At 48.6% G+C, this 18,183-nt stretch carries 17 protein-coding genes; 6 read left to right on the forward strand and 11 right to left on the reverse strand.

Annotation, left to right across the window (positions count from 1 at the left end; translation table 11 throughout):
• The first annotated feature begins 35 nt into the window (after nucleotides 1-35).
• Both NIT79A3_RS00535 and NIT79A3_RS00540 read left to right on the forward strand, forming a co-directional pair.
• Complete coding sequence (locus NIT79A3_RS00535; protein ID WP_013964318.1) at nucleotides 36-1,148, forward strand: acyltransferase family protein; 1,113 nt, start codon at nucleotides 36-38, stop codon at nucleotides 1,146-1,148.
• A complete protein-coding gene (locus NIT79A3_RS00540) occupies nucleotides 1,135-1,827 on the forward strand; it encodes a hypothetical protein (protein WP_348225674.1) in 693 nt (230 codons plus the stop codon). Before NIT79A3_RS00535 ends, NIT79A3_RS00540 begins: the two co-directional genes overlap by 14 nt.
• Before the next feature lie 44 nt (nucleotides 1,828-1,871).
• Here the strand turns inward: NIT79A3_RS00540 and NIT79A3_RS00545 are convergent, their stop codons facing one another.
• Both NIT79A3_RS00545 and NIT79A3_RS17625 read right to left on the reverse strand, forming a co-directional pair.
• Nucleotides 1,872-2,690, reverse strand: coding sequence for an alpha/beta hydrolase (locus tag NIT79A3_RS00545; RefSeq protein ID WP_348225675.1), 819 nt, complete (start codon nucleotides 2,688-2,690; stop codon nucleotides 1,872-1,874).
• Nucleotides 2,691-2,706: 16 nt separating this feature from the next.
• Nucleotides 2,707-3,159, reverse strand: a complete 453-nt coding sequence (locus NIT79A3_RS17625) for a DUF2141 domain-containing protein (protein WP_156796963.1) — start codon at nucleotides 3,157-3,159, stop codon at nucleotides 2,707-2,709.
• Between the two features lie 156 nt (nucleotides 3,160-3,315).
• Between NIT79A3_RS17625 and NIT79A3_RS00555 the strand changes: the two genes are divergently transcribed.
• Nucleotides 3,316-5,382, forward strand: a complete 2,067-nt coding sequence (locus NIT79A3_RS00555) for a class I SAM-dependent DNA methyltransferase (RefSeq protein WP_013964322.1) — start codon at nucleotides 3,316-3,318, stop codon at nucleotides 5,380-5,382.
• Nucleotides 5,382-6,587, forward strand: coding sequence for a restriction endonuclease subunit S (locus NIT79A3_RS17630; RefSeq protein ID WP_013964323.1), 1,206 nt, complete (start codon nucleotides 5,382-5,384; stop codon nucleotides 6,585-6,587). Before NIT79A3_RS00555 ends, NIT79A3_RS17630 begins: the two co-directional genes overlap by 1 nt.
• Nucleotides 6,588-6,606: 19 nt before the next feature.
• Here NIT79A3_RS17630 and NIT79A3_RS00565 read toward each other — a convergent pair whose 3' ends face one another.
• Both NIT79A3_RS00565 and NIT79A3_RS00570 read right to left on the reverse strand, forming a co-directional pair.
• The gene (locus NIT79A3_RS00565; protein ID WP_013964324.1) at nucleotides 6,607-7,029 is read right to left on the reverse strand and encodes a type II toxin-antitoxin system VapC family toxin; all 423 of its coding nucleotides are present in this window, start codon (nucleotides 7,027-7,029) and stop codon (nucleotides 6,607-6,609) included.
• Nucleotides 7,026-7,277, reverse strand: coding sequence for a type II toxin-antitoxin system Phd/YefM family antitoxin (locus tag NIT79A3_RS00570; RefSeq protein WP_013964325.1), 252 nt, complete (start codon nucleotides 7,275-7,277; stop codon nucleotides 7,026-7,028). The genes NIT79A3_RS00565 and NIT79A3_RS00570 overlap by 4 nt, the downstream gene beginning before the upstream one ends.
• A gap of 134 nt (nucleotides 7,278-7,411) precedes the next feature.
• Here NIT79A3_RS00570 and NIT79A3_RS00575 point away from each other — a divergent pair, with 134 nt between their 5' ends.
• Both NIT79A3_RS00575 and NIT79A3_RS00580 read left to right on the forward strand, forming a co-directional pair.
• Nucleotides 7,412-8,545, forward strand: coding sequence for a Fic family protein (locus NIT79A3_RS00575; protein WP_013964326.1), 1,134 nt, complete (start codon nucleotides 7,412-7,414; stop codon nucleotides 8,543-8,545).
• A gap of 72 nt (nucleotides 8,546-8,617) precedes the next feature.
• Entirely contained in the window at nucleotides 8,618-11,845 is a 3,228-nt protein-coding gene (locus NIT79A3_RS00580; protein WP_013964327.1) for a type I restriction endonuclease subunit R, read from the forward strand.
• A gap of 17 nt (nucleotides 11,846-11,862) precedes the next feature.
• On the opposite strand, the gene NIT79A3_RS00585 is transcribed toward NIT79A3_RS00580, so the two are convergent.
• From NIT79A3_RS00585 to rsmD, 7 genes are all read right to left on the reverse strand, one after another.
• Nucleotides 11,863-12,999 carry a PilT/PilU family type 4a pilus ATPase gene (locus NIT79A3_RS00585; RefSeq protein WP_013964328.1) on the reverse strand — a complete coding sequence of 379 codons (1,137 nt, stop codon included), beginning with the start codon at nucleotides 12,997-12,999 and terminating at the stop codon, nucleotides 11,863-11,865.
• A gap of 33 nt (nucleotides 13,000-13,032) precedes the next feature.
• On the reverse strand, nucleotides 13,033-14,076 hold the full coding sequence (locus tag NIT79A3_RS00590; RefSeq protein ID WP_013964329.1) for a type IV pilus twitching motility protein PilT: 1,044 nt from the start codon (nucleotides 14,074-14,076) through the stop codon (nucleotides 13,033-13,035).
• Between the two features lie 229 nt (nucleotides 14,077-14,305).
• The gene (locus NIT79A3_RS00595; protein WP_013964330.1) at nucleotides 14,306-15,550 is read right to left on the reverse strand and encodes an HDOD domain-containing protein; all 1,245 of its coding nucleotides are present in this window, start codon (nucleotides 15,548-15,550) and stop codon (nucleotides 14,306-14,308) included.
• Between the two features lie 236 nt (nucleotides 15,551-15,786).
• Nucleotides 15,787-16,629, reverse strand: coding sequence for an HDOD domain-containing protein (locus NIT79A3_RS00600; RefSeq protein WP_041360017.1), 843 nt, complete (start codon nucleotides 16,627-16,629; stop codon nucleotides 15,787-15,789).
• A 260-nt stretch (nucleotides 16,630-16,889) separates the two neighbouring features.
• Nucleotides 16,890-17,141, reverse strand: coding sequence for a YfhL family 4Fe-4S dicluster ferredoxin (locus NIT79A3_RS00605; protein WP_013964332.1), 252 nt, complete (start codon nucleotides 17,139-17,141; stop codon nucleotides 16,890-16,892).
• 13 nt (nucleotides 17,142-17,154) lie between these two features.
• Complete coding sequence (gene coaD, locus NIT79A3_RS00610; RefSeq protein WP_013964333.1) at nucleotides 17,155-17,634, reverse strand: pantetheine-phosphate adenylyltransferase; 480 nt, start codon at nucleotides 17,632-17,634, stop codon at nucleotides 17,155-17,157.
• Entirely contained in the window at nucleotides 17,627-18,181 is a 555-nt protein-coding gene (rsmD, locus tag NIT79A3_RS00615) for a 16S rRNA (guanine(966)-N(2))-methyltransferase RsmD (RefSeq protein WP_013964334.1), read from the reverse strand. Before rsmD ends, coaD begins: the two co-directional genes overlap by 8 nt.
• Between the last annotated feature and the right edge of the window lie 2 nt (nucleotides 18,182-18,183).

The raw sequence follows: 18,183 nt of genomic DNA on the forward strand, positions 1-18,183 counted from the left end.
ATTGGAATCTGCTGTTATTTTCTTGAGCTAGAAAAATGCAAGCTGATCGTTCATCAAGGATGCCTTTTATTGATGCTTTAAAAGCTATTTGTTGTTTACTGATTATCGCGCATCACTTGGCCATTTATGGTCCTATGTCGGATATCGCCTACCCGTTGATCCCCGCTTTATTGGATTGGCTGCGTGAATACGGAAGAATCGCTGTGCAAATGTTTTTTGTCATCGCAGGTTTTCTTGTAGCTGCAAAACATGCGCCACAGGGATTATCTTTAGTCACAACACCCATCCGGCTGATACAACACCGCTATCTGAGATTGATCACGCCGTATTTGGCTGCTTTAACGTTAGCGATTGGATGCGCCGCATTGGCCAGAGTCTGGATGAACCACGCATCGATTCCTGGCACACCCAATTTGTTTCAACTGCTGGCACATATTTTTTTACTACACGATCTGTTAAACCAGGAAGTCCTGTCAGCAGGCATCTGGTACGTTGCCATTGATTTCCAGTTATTTGTATTAACGATTCTACTCTTCTGGATTTCCAAACAAATCCAGAATCGATACCCGGATTTTCAAATGCTCGGTCTGGCTTTAATTATCAGTTTAACAACCGCTTCTTTATTCTTTTTTAATCGGGACACCTACTGGGATGAAACGGCTTTATATTTTTTTGGTTCGTATGGTCTTGGTATTCTGATTTATTGGGCTTCTGTCAGCCGGCATCAGCTTTTCTGGTTTATCGTGCTGAGCGCATTGATTTTTGCAGCGTTAACCGTTGATTTCCGTTCACGCATAGCCTTAGCAGGCAGTGTCATGCTGATACTGGGATTGGCTCAGTACTATGACGTTTTGAACAGTAGACGTGTGCCCGGTTATCTGGCTTATCTTGGACGCGCTTCCTATTCTATATTTCTGGTTCACTTTCCGATATCGCTGGTCATCAATGCGGCATTCTTCAGATTCTTACCGCATCAGCCAGCCATTCACTTATTCGGCCTGTTGTTAGCCGTTGGCGCGAGTATCGGCGCTGGTATTTTACTTTTTAACTGGCTTGAAGCGCGCCCGGTAACGTATCGGATGCATATCTTGCTACCTACGGGATTTATTACATTCGGCCTACTCGTGGCATTGCTTGGAAATAGTTAGAAATAGCGATTTGTGTTTGCTGTGCGCATTGCTGGCATATCAGCGAACCGGATTGTGCCTTGACGCTGGTAGCACAAAAAGGGAAGATGCTTATCAAACATGGATAGATATCATCAATAGTTTTGTCACGTACAAGGGATTTAGCATGCACTATTTTTTACTGGCAGCAGTGATTTCAATCGCATCAGCACCCCTATCAGCAGATGATTTAGGGGTAACAATCAGCATTGGCCAGCCCGGTTTTTATGGTCAAATCACCCTGGGCAATCAATATCCGGCGCCGCGATTGATTTACCCCAATCCGGTACTCATCATGCCGCCCGCAGTCACTATTCAACAACAACCGATTTATCTCTTTGTGCCGCCCGGTCATGCCAAAAGATGGGATAAATACTGCGCTCGTTATAATGCCTGCAACCAACCCGTTTATTTTGTACAGAAAGATTGGTACAACAACGAATACCTGCCGCATTATCACAGTCAGAGTAATTACCCCAGTGGCAACTATGATTCAGGCCGGCATCAGCATGATGATGACGATGATTCGCGTAATCGCTCACAATCAAATAAGCACAACGATCGTGACCATCCCGGGCACGGCAAGGATAAGAATCGCGGCAAGCACGAGCAAGGAGAGCATGGCAAAAAAGACCATGACCGGGGGAATCGGAACGATTAATCGCTGCCTTAGTTTCGTTAAAGGCAATAGGAATCACCAGCTAATCAGCGGTGTGTATTCAAGTTTTCATCCAGGAACGCGCCCAATGATTTTATCCAGGCGGGTTGCATAAAAATGAAGCCGATATTGTGGCCGCCTTCCAGTGTCAGGAATTGTTTCGGTTCCGGTGCTGCCTGAAACAACTGCTGGCCATGCTCAAACGGTATGATCTCATCCTGCGGGCTATGCGCGATAAAAACCGGGCAAGTAACCGATTGCAGGGATTTGCGTGTGTCGTAATCAAAACGGCTGAGCCAGCGTACCGGCAAGAATGGGTATAGCTCTGCGGCTAAATCGGGGACTGAAGTGAATGTGGAAGCCAGCGTCAGCAAGCCGGGCTTTTCCTGAATTGCCAGCCAGGCTGCTACCGCACCCCCTAGCGACTCTCCGAACAATCCAATCTGCGCCGGTGCAATGCCGCGGATCTCAGTCAGATAACGCCAGGCAGCCTGCGCGTCGAGATAAGTGCCGGATTCAGACGGAACGCCGCTGCTTTGGCCATAGCCGCGATAATCAAACAGCAACGTGTTGTAGCCAAGCCGCTTGAACATCGCCAGATAATTGATGCGGTGGGAAATATTTCCGGCGTTGCCATGAAAAAACAGTACCGTGCCTTTGGCATTGGGCACGGACATCCACCAGCCGTGCAGTGTTTCACCATCGCGGGTGGTGATGTTGACAGACGTATAATCCAGGCCGATTGCCTCCGGCGTAAGGCTGAGCGGTTTTTCCGGAAAATAAACCAAACGCGACTGGCTAAAGTACACCAGCAAAACCACCGCCAGGTAGGCAACAGCCAGCATGATGAGCAGATTAAGCAGCATACGCATCGCTAATCAATCAAGGTTGCTTCAGATCAATCACGATATCCGCACCCAGACTGCCGGTGGTAAATGCGGAATCGCTGAATTTGGGAAAGCCGAACTGTTGCCCGGGGTTATTCGATAAGCCAAAAGGTTCGCGTGGTAACAGATTCCATTGTTTTTTTAATTTACGGTCTCCATCGATATCGTGATAGACCGCCACTGCGTAGGTGCCGGGCTGTTCGAGATTCATACAGACGATCTGCTGCCCTGCCGCTGCCGGAATACGCACCTTGCGCTTGCGTCCTGCTTTGAAGAGAAAATGTTCCGGGTCATCATACAACTCAACGTTTAAAACACCCCCAGCCCCCACATTATTCACAGTGATCCTGACTTGAGCGCTGCTGGCATTACAGGCATCCGGCGCTTCATGCGGATTAATGGTGAGTGGTTGTGATGCGCTGGCTTGAGTGAAAAACAATAAACTCATGATAAAAATCAGAGCAGGTATAAAAAATCCTGTTGGCTGCGAAGAATTTACAGGTAATGGCGAGGTTTTCATTGGCTCAAGAATTGTCATAACGCGGTGTGAATGGTTTACTATAACTGCGTATTTTAGACCAATAAAAAATAATCAGCGGGATTCATGAACAAAGAGCAACTGAAAAAACTCGAAGCCGATCTGTGGAGCGCCGCCGATAAACTGCGCGCGAACTCCGACCTGAAGTCGAGCGAATATGCGACACCGGTGCTGGGGCTGATCTTCCTCAAATTTGCCGACAACAACTACCGCCGTCACGAGAAAGCCATTCTCGCCGAATATCAGCAGTTGCAGGGCACCCGACGCGAGAAACCGGTTTCTGAAATCGCCATTGAGAAATGCGGTTTTTACCTGCCCGACCACACCCGCTACGATTATCTGCTGAAACTGCCGGAAGAAAAGGACATCGCCAAGGCGCTCAAGGAAGCGATGAAAGCCATCGAGGAATACAAGCCGGAACTCGAAGGCGTGCTGCCGAAGGACGAATACGCGGCGCTGACGCGCACCGACAAAACCATCCCGCAACAATTACTGAGAACGTTCGCGGATATTCCCGCTAATGCGACCGGCGACCTGTTCGGGCAGATTTATGAATACTTCCTGTCCGAATTCGCGCGCAGCGAAGGCCAGAAAGGCGGCGAGTTTTTCACGCCGCGTTCGGTGGTGCGCCTGATGGTCGAAATCATCGAACCGCACGGCGGCAAAGTGTTCGATCCCGCCTGCGGTTCCGGCGGCATGTTCGTGCAATCCGCCCAATTCATCGAAGCGCATCGCAATGAACTGAAAGGCGCGGACAGCGGCGTGTATGTCTGCGGCCAGGAAAAAACCCAAGATACCGTCAAGCTGGCCAAGATGAACCTCGCGGTCAACGGCCTGCGCGGTGAAATCAAGCAGGCCAACACCTATTACGAAGATCCGTATGACAGCCTCGGCGTATTCGATTACGTGCTCGCCAATCCGCCGTTCAACGTCGATGACGTGAGCCTTTCCAGCGTGGAAAAGGACAAGCGTTTCAACACCTATGGCATTCCGCGCAACAAATCGAAAGTGAAAAAAGCCGACGAAGGCAAGGAAACCGTGCCGAACGGCAACTACCTGTGGATCAGCCTGTTCGCCACCTCGCTCAAACCGCAAGGCCGCGCCGCATTGGTCATGGCAAATTCCGCCTCCGATGCGCGCCACTCCGAAGCCGACATCCGCAAAACATTGATCGAGCAGAATCTGATTTACGCCATGCTGACACTGCCGTCGAACATGTTCTACACCGTCACGCTGCCCGCGACGCTGTGGTTTTTTGACAAAGCCAAGAACGATGACAGGATTTTATTCATCGACGCACGCAACATTTTCACCCAGATCGACCGCGCCCACCGCGAATTCAGCGCAGAACACATCCAGAACATCGCCCTCATCAGCCACCTGCACAAAGGCCAGCGCGAAAAATTCATCCGGCTCATCGGCCACTATTTTGCTGCCGGTATGGAGCGGCTGATCGAAAACAACGCAAAGATCGAACCCGTCTGCACGCAATTGCTCGACGTGCTGGATGATGCGGACGGCAAACAAGCCGTGGATGAACTGCTGCAGCACTGGAGGGAACTGGAAAAGTTACAGACCCATTACGCGCAATACCGCAAAGAACATGCGATTGCGGCAGAAATCGACAAGAAAAACCAGGCACAACACCAGTTGCGCAATGCATTTGATCCTTTTTTCACCGCACTGCACGATGGTTTGAAGCGCCTGGACAAGGTCGTGCGCCAGCACGAAAAACAGCAAACCGAGCAGGCGCAGCGGGAAGGCAAGCGCACCGCAACTGACCGCAGAACAAAAGCACTCAAAACCGCGCTGGAAGAACTGCACCAGGATGTAAAAAGCGCGGAAATCTACTACCAGCATATCCACTGGCTGCAGGAACGCTTCCCCAACGCGCAATACGAAGATGTCACCGGACTGTGCAAATTGGCCACGCCCGAGGAAGTGAAAGAGCAGGACTATTCGCTGAATGCGGGGCGCTACGTCGGCGTGGTGATTGAGGAGGATGGCAAGACGGAAGAGGAATTCATTGAAGAGGTATTAGCAATGAATGATGAGCTTTCTGACTTGAATAAAGCTGCTCAGATGTTGGAAAGCACAGTTGCCCGCAATATTCGTTTAATGGTGGGTGACTGATGATAGGCGTTCGCATAATTCACCTTGGCGAAATTGCCCGATTTCGCTACGGAAAAATGCCCGAGACAGAGAAAATACTTGTCGATGATGCGACTGGCGGCTTCCCAATTTTCACAGGATATCGGATAGCGGGGCGCTATTCTGAATTCAATATTGAAACTCCAAAGCTAATAGTCGTATGTCGAGGCGTAGGTGGTACGGGTGATGTAAAAATCACTCCAGCTAAATGCTGGCTGACAAATTTGTCTATTGTCTTTGAGCTAGTAGAGGAGTTTGCAGACATACATTATCTGTACTATTTCTTCGCAGCATATAGCTTACGTTTCTTGGACACAGGCTCAGCACAGTCACAGATTACGATTACCGATCTTCAGCGTTTGAAGATACCGCTTCCGAATTTGATTACACAGAAAAAAATCGCGGCAATACTCTCGGCGTATGACGAGCTGATCGAAAACAACCAGCGGCGCATCGCACTGCTGGAAAAGATGGCCGAGGAAATCTACCGCGAATGGTTCGTGCGCATGCGTTTTCCCGACCATGAGAAGGTGAAGAAGGTCAAAGGTGTGCCAGAAGACTGGTGTGTCGCCGAGCTAAAAGAATTGGCTTCGATAAATCCATCCAGCATCAATCGCCAAGGCAATCCAGAATCAATTCTTTACGTCGATATTAGTTCGGTCAGCACCAATCGGATTGATGATGTGACTCCATATATTTCTGCAAATGCTCCGGGGCGCGCTCGTCGCCGCGTGAAACATGGTGATGTCATCTGGTCATCGGTGCGTCCCGCGAATCGTGCATACTGCTTGATCTACGAACCACCTGAAAATTTGATTGTTTCGACTGGTTTTGCTGTGATCCGCCCAAACTCGGCAACACCATTCACGTTCTTATTTTTTGCAGTCACGAGTAATCCCTTCGTTGATCAAATGACGACAGTTGCCAAAGGAGCTGCCTATCCCGCGACGAGTTTCGATGATTTTGAGAAAGCAAAGCTGCTTGTCCCAACTGAAGACTTGCTGAGAGCCTTCCATGAGAAAATTGAGCCAATGTTTCGACAGAGGCACTTTCTTCAACAGCAATCCGAACGGCTAAGGAAAACCCGTGACATGCTTCTCCCCCGCCTCATCTCCGGCAAACTTTCCGTCGAGCATCTCGACATCCAATTCCCGCCTGGTATGGAGGAATCCGCGCATGCCAATTGAAACCATCAGCGTGTTTGATCTACAGCGCCCAAGGGTTGAATACTTGCGGGTACAGCGTGAAATCCTGCACGTTGCGGGTGACCACGGTGAGGCCGTGGCATTGGGCGGTGGCCATGATCAGGCCGTCCATGACCGGCAGGGGTTGTCCAGCCAGTTCGGCAGTCGCGGCGATTTGCGCCCAGACATGCAGCGCGGCGGCGTCGAGCGGCAGGATACGCCCGGCGAAACGCTGTTCCACCTTACCCAGCCAGGCGGTGAGCTTCTGGCTGCGGCGCGGGTCGGAGGCGCGCAATTTGAGGATGCCTTTTTCGATTTCCCCCAGGCTGATGACGCTGATAAACAAACTGGACTCATCCTGTTCGTCCAGCCAGCGGATGACTTCCGGCGCAGGGGTTTTCCGGACATATTCGGACAGTGCGCAGGTGTCCAGCAGCCAGCTCATAGCGCGATGGCGCGTCCGGTGTCACGGCTGCGGGAAATATCCAGATCATCCGTAGCGAGACCGGGTTGCAGCAGCGCGTCGGAGAGTTTGCCTTCACGGCGGGTGAGGCGGGCGTATTCTTGCGCCGACACCACCACCGCAGCGGGTTTGCCGTGCACAGTAACCGTTTGGGCATCGCCGCTGGCGGCTTGTTTGATGAGTTGGCTGAGATTACTTTTTGCTGCTTGCAGTTGCCATTCTTTATGCATGATACCCTCCAATTATTTTGGTCAGACTGGACAGAATTTAGCACAAAGCGGATGGATTGGCTATGTTCCATTTTCAGTAAATTTTCCATCGAACATTTTTGCATCCGGTTTTCGCCCGGCATGGAGGAGGATCTATGAAATTTGAAACATTTAAAGCCGGTGCTTGGCGCCAGCGTTATCAGTATAAAAGTTTCGAGCCGGTACCGGTGAATCATGAATGGGTATGGGAAGATGCGACCATCAATACCCTGCTGGAAGCGGCCAACCGTGCGCTCGGGGAATTGAATGCTTTTTCTTTGATCGTGCCGGATATCGACTTATTTATTGAAATGCACGTGGTGAAGGAGGCGCAGACTTCCAGCCGGATTGAGGGCACGCAGACCGGTATCGACGAGGCGCTGATGTCTGAAGATCAGATTCAACCGGAAAAGCGCAATGACTGGCGCGAGGTGCGCAATTACATCGACGCGGTGAATAGCGCGGTTGCTGAATTAAAACATCTGCCGCTGTCGAACCGGCTGCTGAAACAAACGCATGAAATCCTGATGCGCGGCGTGCGCGGCGAGCATAAGCTACCGGGCGAATTTCGCACCAGCCAGAACTGGATCGGCGGCTCCAGCCTGACGGATGCCGCGTTTATTCCTTCCCATCCGGATGGCGTGCCTGACTTGATGAGCGATCTGGAAGCGTTTTGGCACAATGAGGAAATTGTGGTACCGCACTTGATCCGCGTGGCGATCAGTCACTATCAGTTCGAAACCATCCATCCGTTTCTGGACGGCAACGGCCGTATTGGCCGTTTGCTGATCCCTTTGTATCTGGTTAGCCATGGCTTGCTGGAGAAACCTTCGTTGTATCTATCGGATTTTTTCGAGCGCAACCGGGCGAGTTATTATGATGCGCTGATGGGTGTACGGGTATCGAACGACCTGATTCACTGGGTGCGCTTCTTTCTGCAAGGTGTGGCCGAAACCGCCACCAAGGGACGCGACGTATTCCGGCAGGTATTGGCGCTGCGTACCGAGGTGGAACTCGCTGTGCTGACATTGGGCAAACGCGCTGCCAATGCGCGGCAGTTGTTGAATTTATTGTATCGTAAGCCCATTGTGACAGCGGCTGAAATTGAACGAAATCTGTCCGTGAGTTCGCCAACAGCGAATGCCTTGATCCGGGATTTCGAACAATTAGAGCTATTGCAGGAAATTACCGGACAGCAACGTGGGCGCGCTTACGTGTTTGATCGTTACTTAAGCTTGTTCACTAGTTAAGGGAAACCTATTTCCCTTAACTTGGACGGCGATTAAGTTAAGGGAAAATAATAAATCCGAATAGAAAACTGAATGCCTAATTTCATTTCCGAAGATCAGATCGAGCAAGCGTTGGTGCAGAAACTCCAGCATCTGCACGGCTTCGACGTGCTCGATTGCCATACGGACAATGCGGAGGACTTGAACGACGGTTCAAACCGCGCCAGCAAACGCGATGTGATCTTGGTGGACCGGCTGCGTGAAGCCGCGCTTCGCCTGAACCCGGATATTCCGCGAGAAGCCATCGAGAGTGCTTTGGAAAAACTGTGTGAACGGCGGCAGGCGATGACACTGATTGCGGCAAACCAGGAAATCTACGGCCTGTTGCGCGACGGTATTCCGGTGACGTTCGACAATGCACAGGGACAGTCTCAGCAGGAACGCGTGCGCTTGCTGGATTTTAACGTGCCGGGAAATAACCGCTATCTGGCCGTGACGCAGTTGTGGATTAAGGGCGAGCGCGGTTTCCGCCGCCCGGATGTGTTGCTGTATGTGAACGGTATTCCGCTGGTGTTCATCGAGCTGAAAAATTCTAATGTGAAGCTGCGCAACGCTTACGACGACAATCTGACGAATTACAAGGCGGAGATTCCGCAGCTTTTCCTGACCAATGCGTTTTGCGTGCTGTCGAACGCCGTCGAAACCAGAGTCGGCAGCATCACGGCGCAGTGGGAGCATTATTTCAACTGGCTGCGCGCCGATGACGAGAAACAGAAAATTGACCGTGCGGCAATCCGCGCGCAAGGCACCAGCCTGGAAGGAGTCATCGAGGGTTTGCTGCCGCAGCAAAAGTTACTGGATTACGTGGAGAATTTCGTTCTCTATTACAAAGACACGCAGAAAATCATCGCGCAGAACCATCAGTTTATTGGCGTGAATCGCGCTTATGACGTCTTCCTCCAACGTGCGGAATTGGCAGGCAAGCTCGGGGTGTTCTGGCATACGCAGGGATCGGGCAAGAGTTTTTCGATGATTTTTTATGCGCGCAAAATTTTCCGCAAACAGACCGGCAATTTCACTTTCGTCGTGGTGACCGACCGCGATGATCTGGATGGGCAGATTTATCGCAATTTCTTGCATACCCGCACGGTGAGTGAGGCTGAGGCGGCACAACCGAAGAACAGCGAGGAAATGCGCAAATTCCTCGGGCAGAACAAACGCATCGTTTTCACGCTGATCCAGAAATTCCGCTGGGACAAAGGCCGCGAATATCCCGAGCTGTCAAATCGCAACGACATCATCGTGATCGTCGACGAGGCGCACCGCACGCAATACAAGTCGCTGGCGGAGAACATGCGCAAAGGGCTGCCCAGGGCGAACTATCTGGCATTCACCGGCACGCCGCTGCTCGGGCGCGAACGTAAGACCAATGCGTGGTTTGGCGGTTATGTGTCGGAATACAACTTTCAGCAATCGATGGACGATGGTGCGACAGTGCCGCTGTTTTACCAGAAACGCGTGCCGGAAGTATTGATCCAGAACGAGGGATTGAGCGAGGAGTTTTACCAGATTCTGGAAGATGAGAATCTGGATGAAGCGCAGCAGGCCAAGCTGGAGCAGCGTTTCTCCACGGAAATAGAAGTCATCAAACGCGACGACCGGCTGGAAAAAATCGCAAGGGACATCGTTTATCACTTCCCCCGACGCGGCTATCTCGGTAAAGGATTGGTGGTATCGGTGGATAAATTCACCGCCGTGAAGATGTACGACAAGGTGCAGCGGCTGTGGAAGGAAGAGATAAGAGCCTTGAAAGGGATTATCAGCAAAACCGCCAGCGAAATTGAGAAGCGGCGTCTGGAGCAGCGCATTGAATTCATGCGTGCTGTTGAAATGGCCGTGGTGATTAGCGGAGACGCGGGCGAGGAAGAAAAATTTGCCGCGCAGGGCTTGATCATCAAACCGCATCGCGAACGCATGGATAAGCTGGATGAACACGGGCACGATATTGAATACAACTACAAAGACCCGGAGCATCCGCTGCAATTGGTGTTTGTCTGCGCCATGTGGCTGACCGGCTTTGATGCTCCGACACTTTCCACGTTATATCTCGACAAACCGATGCAAGGCCATACGCTGATGCAAACCATCGCCCGCGCCAATCGCGTGACGTCGTGGAAGATCAACGCGGTGGAGAAGCGTAATGGCGAAATCGTGGATTACTACAATGTGTTCCGCAACATGAAGCTGGCGCTGAGAGACTACGCGCAAGGCGGCGACGAGACCGAATCGCCGGTCAAGGAAAAAGCGGAACTGTTCCGTTTGCTGGACGATGCAATTGAACAAGGCTTTGCGTTTTGCCACGAGAAGGCGGTTGCGTTGCGCGAGGTGCTGGGCAGCGACAATGTATTCAAGCAGGTCGGGCGATTTGAGTCGTTTGCCAACACCTTGCTGGCAAACGACGAGTGGCGCAGGAGTTTCAACGTGTATGAAAACACCATCACGTCGCTGTATGAGGCGTGCAAGCCGGAGGTTTTGGGACGCGGCAAGGGGCGCGAGGTGGCGGTGTTTCAGTATCTGCGCGGTGTGATCGAAGCGCATATCGAGCAAAAAGACATCGACGCGATCAGCTTGAAGATTGCCGAGCTGCTGGATGAGAGTGTGGTGGTGGATGGCGCGGAAGTGCTTAAAGCACAACAAAACGATGCGGAATATCAGATTATTCAAAAGGGAAAAACCTGGGATTTGAGCAAAATCAATTTCGACAAATTGCGCGAGGAATTCAAACAAGCGGCTTACAAGCATATCGAGATCGCCGATCTGCGCGCCTTTTTGCAGCATAAATTGGAATTGATGCTGCAACAGAATGCAACCCGTACTGATTTTGCTCAGCGCTTGCAGCAGATTATTGACACCTACAACGCTGGCGGCTCATCAACCGAAAACTACTATGAAGATCTGATGAAGTTTACCGAGGATTTGCGGGAAGAAGATGAGCGCCACATCCGCGAAGGCTTGAACGAGGATGAACTGGAACTGTTCGATTTGCTGAAAAAAGACAAGATGACGCAAGAGGAAACACAGAAAGTCCGGCTTGCCGCAAAGTCACTGCTGCATCGCCTTCTGCAAGAACACCCCAAAGTATTGGTGCAGGATTGGTATAAGGATACGCAAACCCAGAAAATGGTGCGGTCTGCGGTCGAGCAAGTTTTGGATAACAATTTGCCGGAAAGCTATGATCGTGTGCTATTCCGCGAGAAATGCGACAATGTGTTTTATCTGGTACTGGAATATGCCAGCCATGGCAGGAAGTGGGCCGCTTGAAGTTTATTATGGTGCCCTTATGTTATTGTCAGGTGCTCTATGCCAGAACTTAAATCCCGCGTCTTGGCTTCTGCGCCTTCGAGTTTGATTTGCAAGCGTAGCTCATTCACGGAATCAGCGTTCCGCAGTGCGTCTTCATAGCTTATTTTCCCCGCTTCATAAAGCTCAAATAATGCAGCATCAAAGGTCTGCATGCCCATTTCACCGGATTTTTTCATAATCTCCTTAATTTCGTGGACATGTCCCTTAAAAATCAGATCCGCGATAAGTGGTGAGTTCAGCAACACTTCGATGGCTGCTACGCGTCCTTTTCCATCTTTCGACGGTATCAATCGCTGTGCTATCAGTGATTTCATATTCAACGACAAATCCATGAGTAACTGAGCCCTGCGCTCTTCCGGAAAAAAATTGATAATGCGGTCAAGTGCCTGATTGGCGCTGTTTGCATGTAACGTGCCCAAACAAAGATGGCCGGTTTCGGCAAATGCAATGGCATGCTCCATGGTTTCACGATCACGTATCTCGCCGATTAAAATGACATCGGGTGCTTGCCGCAGTGTATTTTTTAAAGCCGCTTCCCACGATTCGGTATCAACTCCGACTTCACGTTGCGTAATGACACAATGGATGTGTTCGTGCACATATTCCACCGGATCTTCAATGGTAATAATATGGCCGAAGCTATTTTTATTGCGGTGCCCGATTAAAGCGGCCATCGATGTGGATTTTCCCGAACCGGTGCCGCCGACAAAAATCACCAGACCCCGCTTGCTCATCACAACTTCCTTGAGTATCTGCGGTAAACCCAAATCATCAAATTCAGGGATCTTGGTTGTAATCGTACGCAACACCATGCCGACCCGCTGCTGCTGGACAAAGGTGTTAACCCGGAAACGCCCGATTCCGGCGGGACTAATCGCGAAATTACATTCTTTGGCAGCTTCAAACTCAGCCGCTTGCTTGTCGTTCATAATCGCTCTGGCTAACACTTCGGTATGCTGTGCAGACAATGATTGCTGAGAAACCGGTGTCATTTTTCCATCAATTTTGAATGCGGGCGGAAACCCGGCTGTAATAAATAAGTCGGATGCCGTTTTGCTGAGCATTAAGCGCAGCAAATCAGACATAAATTTTGTTGCTTGTTCCCTATCCATAGCTACTCCTGACGTTTTCAATCCACTGATCAATCAAATCCTGAAATTATCCTTATTCATGGCCTTGCCGCGCGCTTCTGCCACGGAAATGACATTGCGTTTCACCAGATCAGTTAAATTCTGATCCAATGTTTGCATGCCAACGTTCTGCCCCGTTTGAATTGCCGAATACATCTGCGCGATTTTGGCTTCGCGGATCAAATTACGTATCGCTGGTGTGCCGATCATTATTTCATGTGCTGCAACGCGTCCCTTGCCATCCTTGGTTCTTAACAGCGCTTGAGAAATAACAGCGCGTAATGATTCGGATAGCATTGCGCGCATCATTTCTTTTTCTTCTGCAGGAAAAACATCAATAATACGATCCACGGTTTTTGCGGCGGAGCTCGTATGCAATGTGCCAAATACTAAATGACCTGTTTCAGCCGCCGTCATTGCCAAGCGTATGGTTTCCAGATCACGCAGTTCGCCTACCAGAATGATGTCAGGGTCTTCACGCAACGCCGAACGCAGTGCATTGGAAAAGCTTAAGGTATCCCGCCCTACTTCACGCTGATTAATCAGGCATTTCTTACTTTCGTGCACAAATTCGATGGGATCTTCAAGAGTCAGAATGTGACCGTACTCATTCTCGTTAATATCATTGATCATTGCCGCTAATGTGGTGGATTTTCCTGAGCCGGTAGGGCCTGTTACCAAAACAACACCGCGCGGTTGCTTAGCAATTTCGGCAAATATTTTGGGCGCTTTGATATCTTCCAGACTCAAAACTTTTGATGGAATCGTGCGCATAACTGCTGCGGCACCACGCTGCGTATTAAATGCATTGACGCGGAAACGTGCAAGATTGGGAATTGCAAAGGAAAAATCACACTCCAGGTGTTCTTCATAAAATTTGCGCTGACTATCATTCATAATGTCGTACACCATAGCGTGTACTTCTTTATGACCCATTTCTGGCAAATTGATGCGGCGGATCTCCCCATGTACCCGGATCATCGGTGGCATACCTGCAGATAAATGTAAATCTGAAGCGCTGTTCTTTACCACGAATGTAAGCAGCTCAACTATATTCATTGCGATGTCCTCTTGTGACAATAGGTAACGTCAGGTGAAATATTCGAATAAGAATTCATGAGTCTCAGGTAAGCAGTACCTGAGCCAGCTCGTTAGTCAACGGAAGGAGAAAATGAAAATTGAGTAATTCTGGTCAGAGAATGCATAGAAAATGGATTCCGGCCAACTTACGGGATTTGCACGGTACACTTATCAGGTGAAATTTTTTATACTTACCAATTGCTTAGTTTTATGCAGGCTGATTGATTGCGTCACTGATACGGTTGGCCCAGGCTGCTGCTTCCAGTTCCATTTTGGTGAATTCACTGATGCTCAGAAAACCCAATTCTGCCAGCATCGCTGAAACCTTCTCGAACTCACCTTTTTCATGGGCTTCAATCAATTCCAGTTGACGACCCAAATATCCACGCCGGTTTAGCAAAGCTTCGCTCATATCTTTCTGTATGCTGAGTGAACTCACCAGTTCGGACATTTCTATCCCAAGTAAAGTATCCAGCAATGATAGAGTACCCACCATAAAAGCACGATCTTGGTGATTCTTGTCATGCGGGCGATCCGCTATGGCAATGAACTCAAGCAGTTTGCCGCGTAACGTGGCGGTTTGCATTAATGCATCCGATGCACTGCCGTCTTTCTGTTTGGCGGCATAGAGTAATATTTGCACCCAGCGTTGGAGTTGCTTCCGGCCGAGTATCATGATGGCTCGTTTTATCGAGTTAATCGTGCTTGGCAAGCCACTTGCGGCAGAATTGACCATGCGCAGCAGGTTATAGCTTAAACCGGGTTGATACTTGAGTTCGTTCTCAATTTCACTTACGTCACTGTCTTTAACAACGAGCAATAAAAGCTTTAGTAAGGCTAGCTTGGATGGATCAATCCGTTTGCCTGAAATAATTTCCGGCTTCGCGAAATAAAAGCCTTGCAACATTTGAAAATTCAAGGTGATACAGTTCCTGGCCATTTCCTGGCTTTCAACTTTCTCTGCTAAAAACAACACCGGCCAGCGCTTTAGTTTCTTTATAAGATTAATCAGGTCGTTTTGATTCAATGCAGTGATATTGATTTTGACTACATTAATTAAAGGCATGATGCGATCATATCGATTATCCAATTGAACAACATTGGAAAGCGCTAGTTGATAGCCTTTTTGTTTCAGAAACGTACAGCGATGAATGATTTCATCGTTAATTTCAACGCTTCTTAGAATTTCAAGAACCACATGTTTTTTGGGAAGCATGCAAATGGCATCATGCATTAATAACTCAGTGTCGACTTTAATAAAACCGCGCCGTTTTCCTATTACATTTTCAATGCCTATTTGTCCGTAGGTATCAATGATGACATTTGCCGAAGCGGAAGAATTATCTGTGACAGTAACAGTGTTATGCTGGTCGGAACGGAATAAAAGTTCATAAGCGACTAAATTTTGCTTGCTGTCAAGAATCGGTAACCTGCCAAGATAAACCTCCTTCATATATTCTCCTGTATCCTCAATCTATCTTGCACGCTTTTGTTTATCGTCTTGAATTAAACCAACTTGAGTTTTAGCATGCGCATCAAAAGATACTGTAATAATTGAGATACTTTTTGGTGATTCTTAAGAGGGAAATTCTTCTGGAATCATCCTATTACAAGGATGAGCTGCCGGTTTGATCAATTCACAAAGATAACGACATTCATCAATAATATGCTCTTGTGATTTCTTGATGCCTACCGTATGGCATTGAAGACTTCTACTACTTGCAATTTAGCCACAGTCATCACCGACTCGATAATTTCAACCGACAAACCAAGGTAACTCCATGTTTTGAGTGCACGTTCAGGTATTGTCTCTTCGTGATTTATTTTCTGATTAGTACAGGGCTGAATATAGTTAGCAATATTGATTGCTGCGCAAAGCGTGTTGGCATCATACTCATATTCCGCATCCTTCATGGGATCGAATTGGTGCTCAACCATTTTCCAAATATTAGGGGGTAATTTCCATTGCTTCAGAAGCTCCGCACCTAATTGTGCGTGAGTAAAGCCAAAAATCTTGCGTTCTGCAAGCATTGCAGCGTCCTCACCTTGATTCATGCACCCCAAGACTTTTGCAGATTCTTCCGGATACTGACTGAAGAGGATTAATCTCCCAACACCATGCAACAATCCAGCGATAAAGAAACGTTCCCTACTGTCAACACTCGATGCGAGTAAACGCGCAGTTACACCACACGTGATGCTGTGATTCCAAAATGTATCCATGTCGACCAGATCGGATGAGATCCCTTTAAATGTAGACGTTACTGATGTTGCTAAGACCAGATTACGCAGTTCCTTATGTCCAATTATGGAAATTGCCTTTAGAACTGTTTCCACTTTGCCGGAAAAACCAAAATACGTGCTGTTCGCAAACTTCAATAATTTTGCTGTTAATGCCGGATCACTTGAAATCACCTGATCCAATTCATAATTGGATGCGTCCCCTGAATCAATTAAATCGTTTATGCGAATCACAACATCCGGTAAGGAAAAAATTGATCGAACATTCGTGGCTATCGTGCGAGGATCCATTTGAGTCTCAGTTAAGAAAATGTCAATTAGCGCTGGTCTTAATTTAATTGGATAGTAAGGATTAAACATTTAGTTGTAACGATGGAATAGCTGTTTTCTTGCCCATCTGGATTCCATCGGAACGCTTCGTAAGCAAAACCAAAATGCTCCATGCGAAGATTAAACCAATATGCGCAGTGATGCGTTGACGATTAAGCGGAGAAAACTGTCTGATTTCGTGAAAAAGAGTGGTGCGGTTGCGGATGATTCCGCCGGGCAGGCTATTTTCCAGAGATAAGTGACTGATATTTAGCTAGTAGTTGTTCCTTGCTTTCAATCCTGTCAGGATTGGTAACAATACAATCAACGGGACATACTTCGATACATTGCGGCTCATTGTAGTGCCCAACACATTCCGTGCATAAGCTGGCATCTATCTTGTAAATTTCTTCACCCTGAGAAATAGCACCATTAGGGCATTCGGGTTCACAAACATCACAGTTAATACATTCGTCAGTAATGATCAATGCCATTTAATTCTCTAAACTATTTTGTTATTTTTTCGCGTAGTTTTTTTGCCACCAGCGGGTGTACAAATGCATCCGCATTACCGCCCAATGATGCAATCTCACGCACAATGGTTGCTGAAATAAACATATATTGTTCTGATGGCGTCATGAATAAAGTTTCTACATCGGGATACATACTTCGATTCATCCCCGCCATCTGGAACTCATATTCAAAATCTGAGGCGGCGCGCAAACCGCGCAAAATTATTCGCGCGTTTTGTTGCTGCAAGAAATTCATCAATAAGCCAGAAAATGCCATAATTTTGACATTCGGGCAGTCTGACAATACTTCGTGAGCCATTTCCACTCTTTCTTCTAAAGTAAAGAATGGCTTTTTACTGCTGCTTACGGCTATCGCTACGATGACTTGATCAAACAATCGCGAAGCGCGCCGGACAAGATCTTCGTGCCCACGGGTTATTGGATCAAACGTACCGGGATAAATTACTTTATTCATGCAGTGCTAACTCCAGTAGCTGATAGTATACAGCGCCAGCCTTTGCGCTACGTTTTACATCCCACTGTTTATCCGGAATCCAGGCGCCTTTAGTCTCCATGTACACTAGCCCGCCTTTTCCCAGATGTGATGGCAGTAACGGCAACAATTCGGGTAACAGCTCAAGACGATAAGGCGGGTCAAGAAAAATAACATCAAATCTCCGTACATCAAAATTCATAAAATTCAACGCATTCATCATTTTCAGTTCAACCTGCGTGGCTTGCAATTTTTCCTTATTTTCGCGGAGTGCATTAAAAATTCTAGAATCTGCGTCGACCATAACCACTTGTGATGCGCCACGAGACGCAGCTTCAAATCCCAACGCGCCACTTCCAGCAAACAAATCAAGACAACTCAGACCTGTTAAATCCTGTCCCAGCCAATTAAACACTGTTTCACGTATTCTATCGGGGGTGGGTCTTAAATCAGGATTCGCCGGAAAAGTCAGCAAGCGGCTGCGCCACTGACCGCCAATGATACGGACTTTTCCTCTAACTAAAGCCATGG

The sequence above is a fragment of the Nitrosomonas sp. Is79A3 genome (assembly GCF_000219585.1).
In the GTDB taxonomy this organism is placed as follows: Bacteria; Pseudomonadota; Gammaproteobacteria; order Burkholderiales; family Nitrosomonadaceae; genus Nitrosomonas.

Bases quoted from the DNA above. Each gene is read 5' to 3' on its own strand.
- NIT79A3_RS00535 (WP_013964318.1), top strand. From the start codon at position 36: ATGCAAGCTGATCGTTCATCAAGGATGCCTTTTATTGATGCTTTAAAA.
- NIT79A3_RS00545 (WP_348225675.1), bottom strand. From the start codon at position 2,690: ATGCTGCTTAATCTGCTCATCATGCTGGCTGTTGCCTACCTGGCGGTG.
- NIT79A3_RS17625 (WP_156796963.1), bottom strand. From the start codon at position 3,159: ATGAGTTTATTGTTTTTCACTCAAGCCAGCGCATCACAACCACTCACC.
- NIT79A3_RS00555 (WP_013964322.1), top strand. From the start codon at position 3,316: ATGAACAAAGAGCAACTGAAAAAACTCGAAGCCGATCTGTGGAGCGCC.
- NIT79A3_RS17630 (WP_013964323.1), top strand. From the start codon at position 5,382: ATGATAGGCGTTCGCATAATTCACCTTGGCGAAATTGCCCGATTTCGC.
- NIT79A3_RS00565 (WP_013964324.1), bottom strand. From the start codon at position 7,029: ATGAGCTGGCTGCTGGACACCTGCGCACTGTCCGAATATGTCCGGAAA.
- NIT79A3_RS00570 (WP_013964325.1), bottom strand. From the start codon at position 7,277: ATGCATAAAGAATGGCAACTGCAAGCAGCAAAAAGTAATCTCAGCCAA.
- NIT79A3_RS00575 (WP_013964326.1), top strand. From the start codon at position 7,412: ATGAAATTTGAAACATTTAAAGCCGGTGCTTGGCGCCAGCGTTATCAG.
- NIT79A3_RS00580 (WP_013964327.1), top strand. From the start codon at position 8,618: ATGCCTAATTTCATTTCCGAAGATCAGATCGAGCAAGCGTTGGTGCAG.
- NIT79A3_RS00585 (WP_013964328.1), bottom strand. From the start codon at position 12,999: ATGGATAGGGAACAAGCAACAAAATTTATGTCTGATTTGCTGCGCTTA.
- NIT79A3_RS00590 (WP_013964329.1), bottom strand. From the start codon at position 14,076: ATGAATATAGTTGAGCTGCTTACATTCGTGGTAAAGAACAGCGCTTCA.
- NIT79A3_RS00595 (WP_013964330.1), bottom strand. From the start codon at position 15,550: ATGAAGGAGGTTTATCTTGGCAGGTTACCGATTCTTGACAGCAAGCAA.
- NIT79A3_RS00600 (WP_041360017.1), bottom strand. From the start codon at position 16,629: ATGGATCCTCGCACGATAGCCACGAATGTTCGATCAATTTTTTCCTTA.
- NIT79A3_RS00605 (WP_013964332.1), bottom strand. From the start codon at position 17,141: ATGGCATTGATCATTACTGACGAATGTATTAACTGTGATGTTTGTGAA.
- coaD (WP_013964333.1), bottom strand. From the start codon at position 17,634: ATGAATAAAGTAATTTATCCCGGTACGTTTGATCCAATAACCCGTGGG.
- rsmD (WP_013964334.1), bottom strand. From the start codon at position 18,181: ATGGCTTTAGTTAGAGGAAAAGTCCGTATCATTGGCGGTCAGTGGCGC.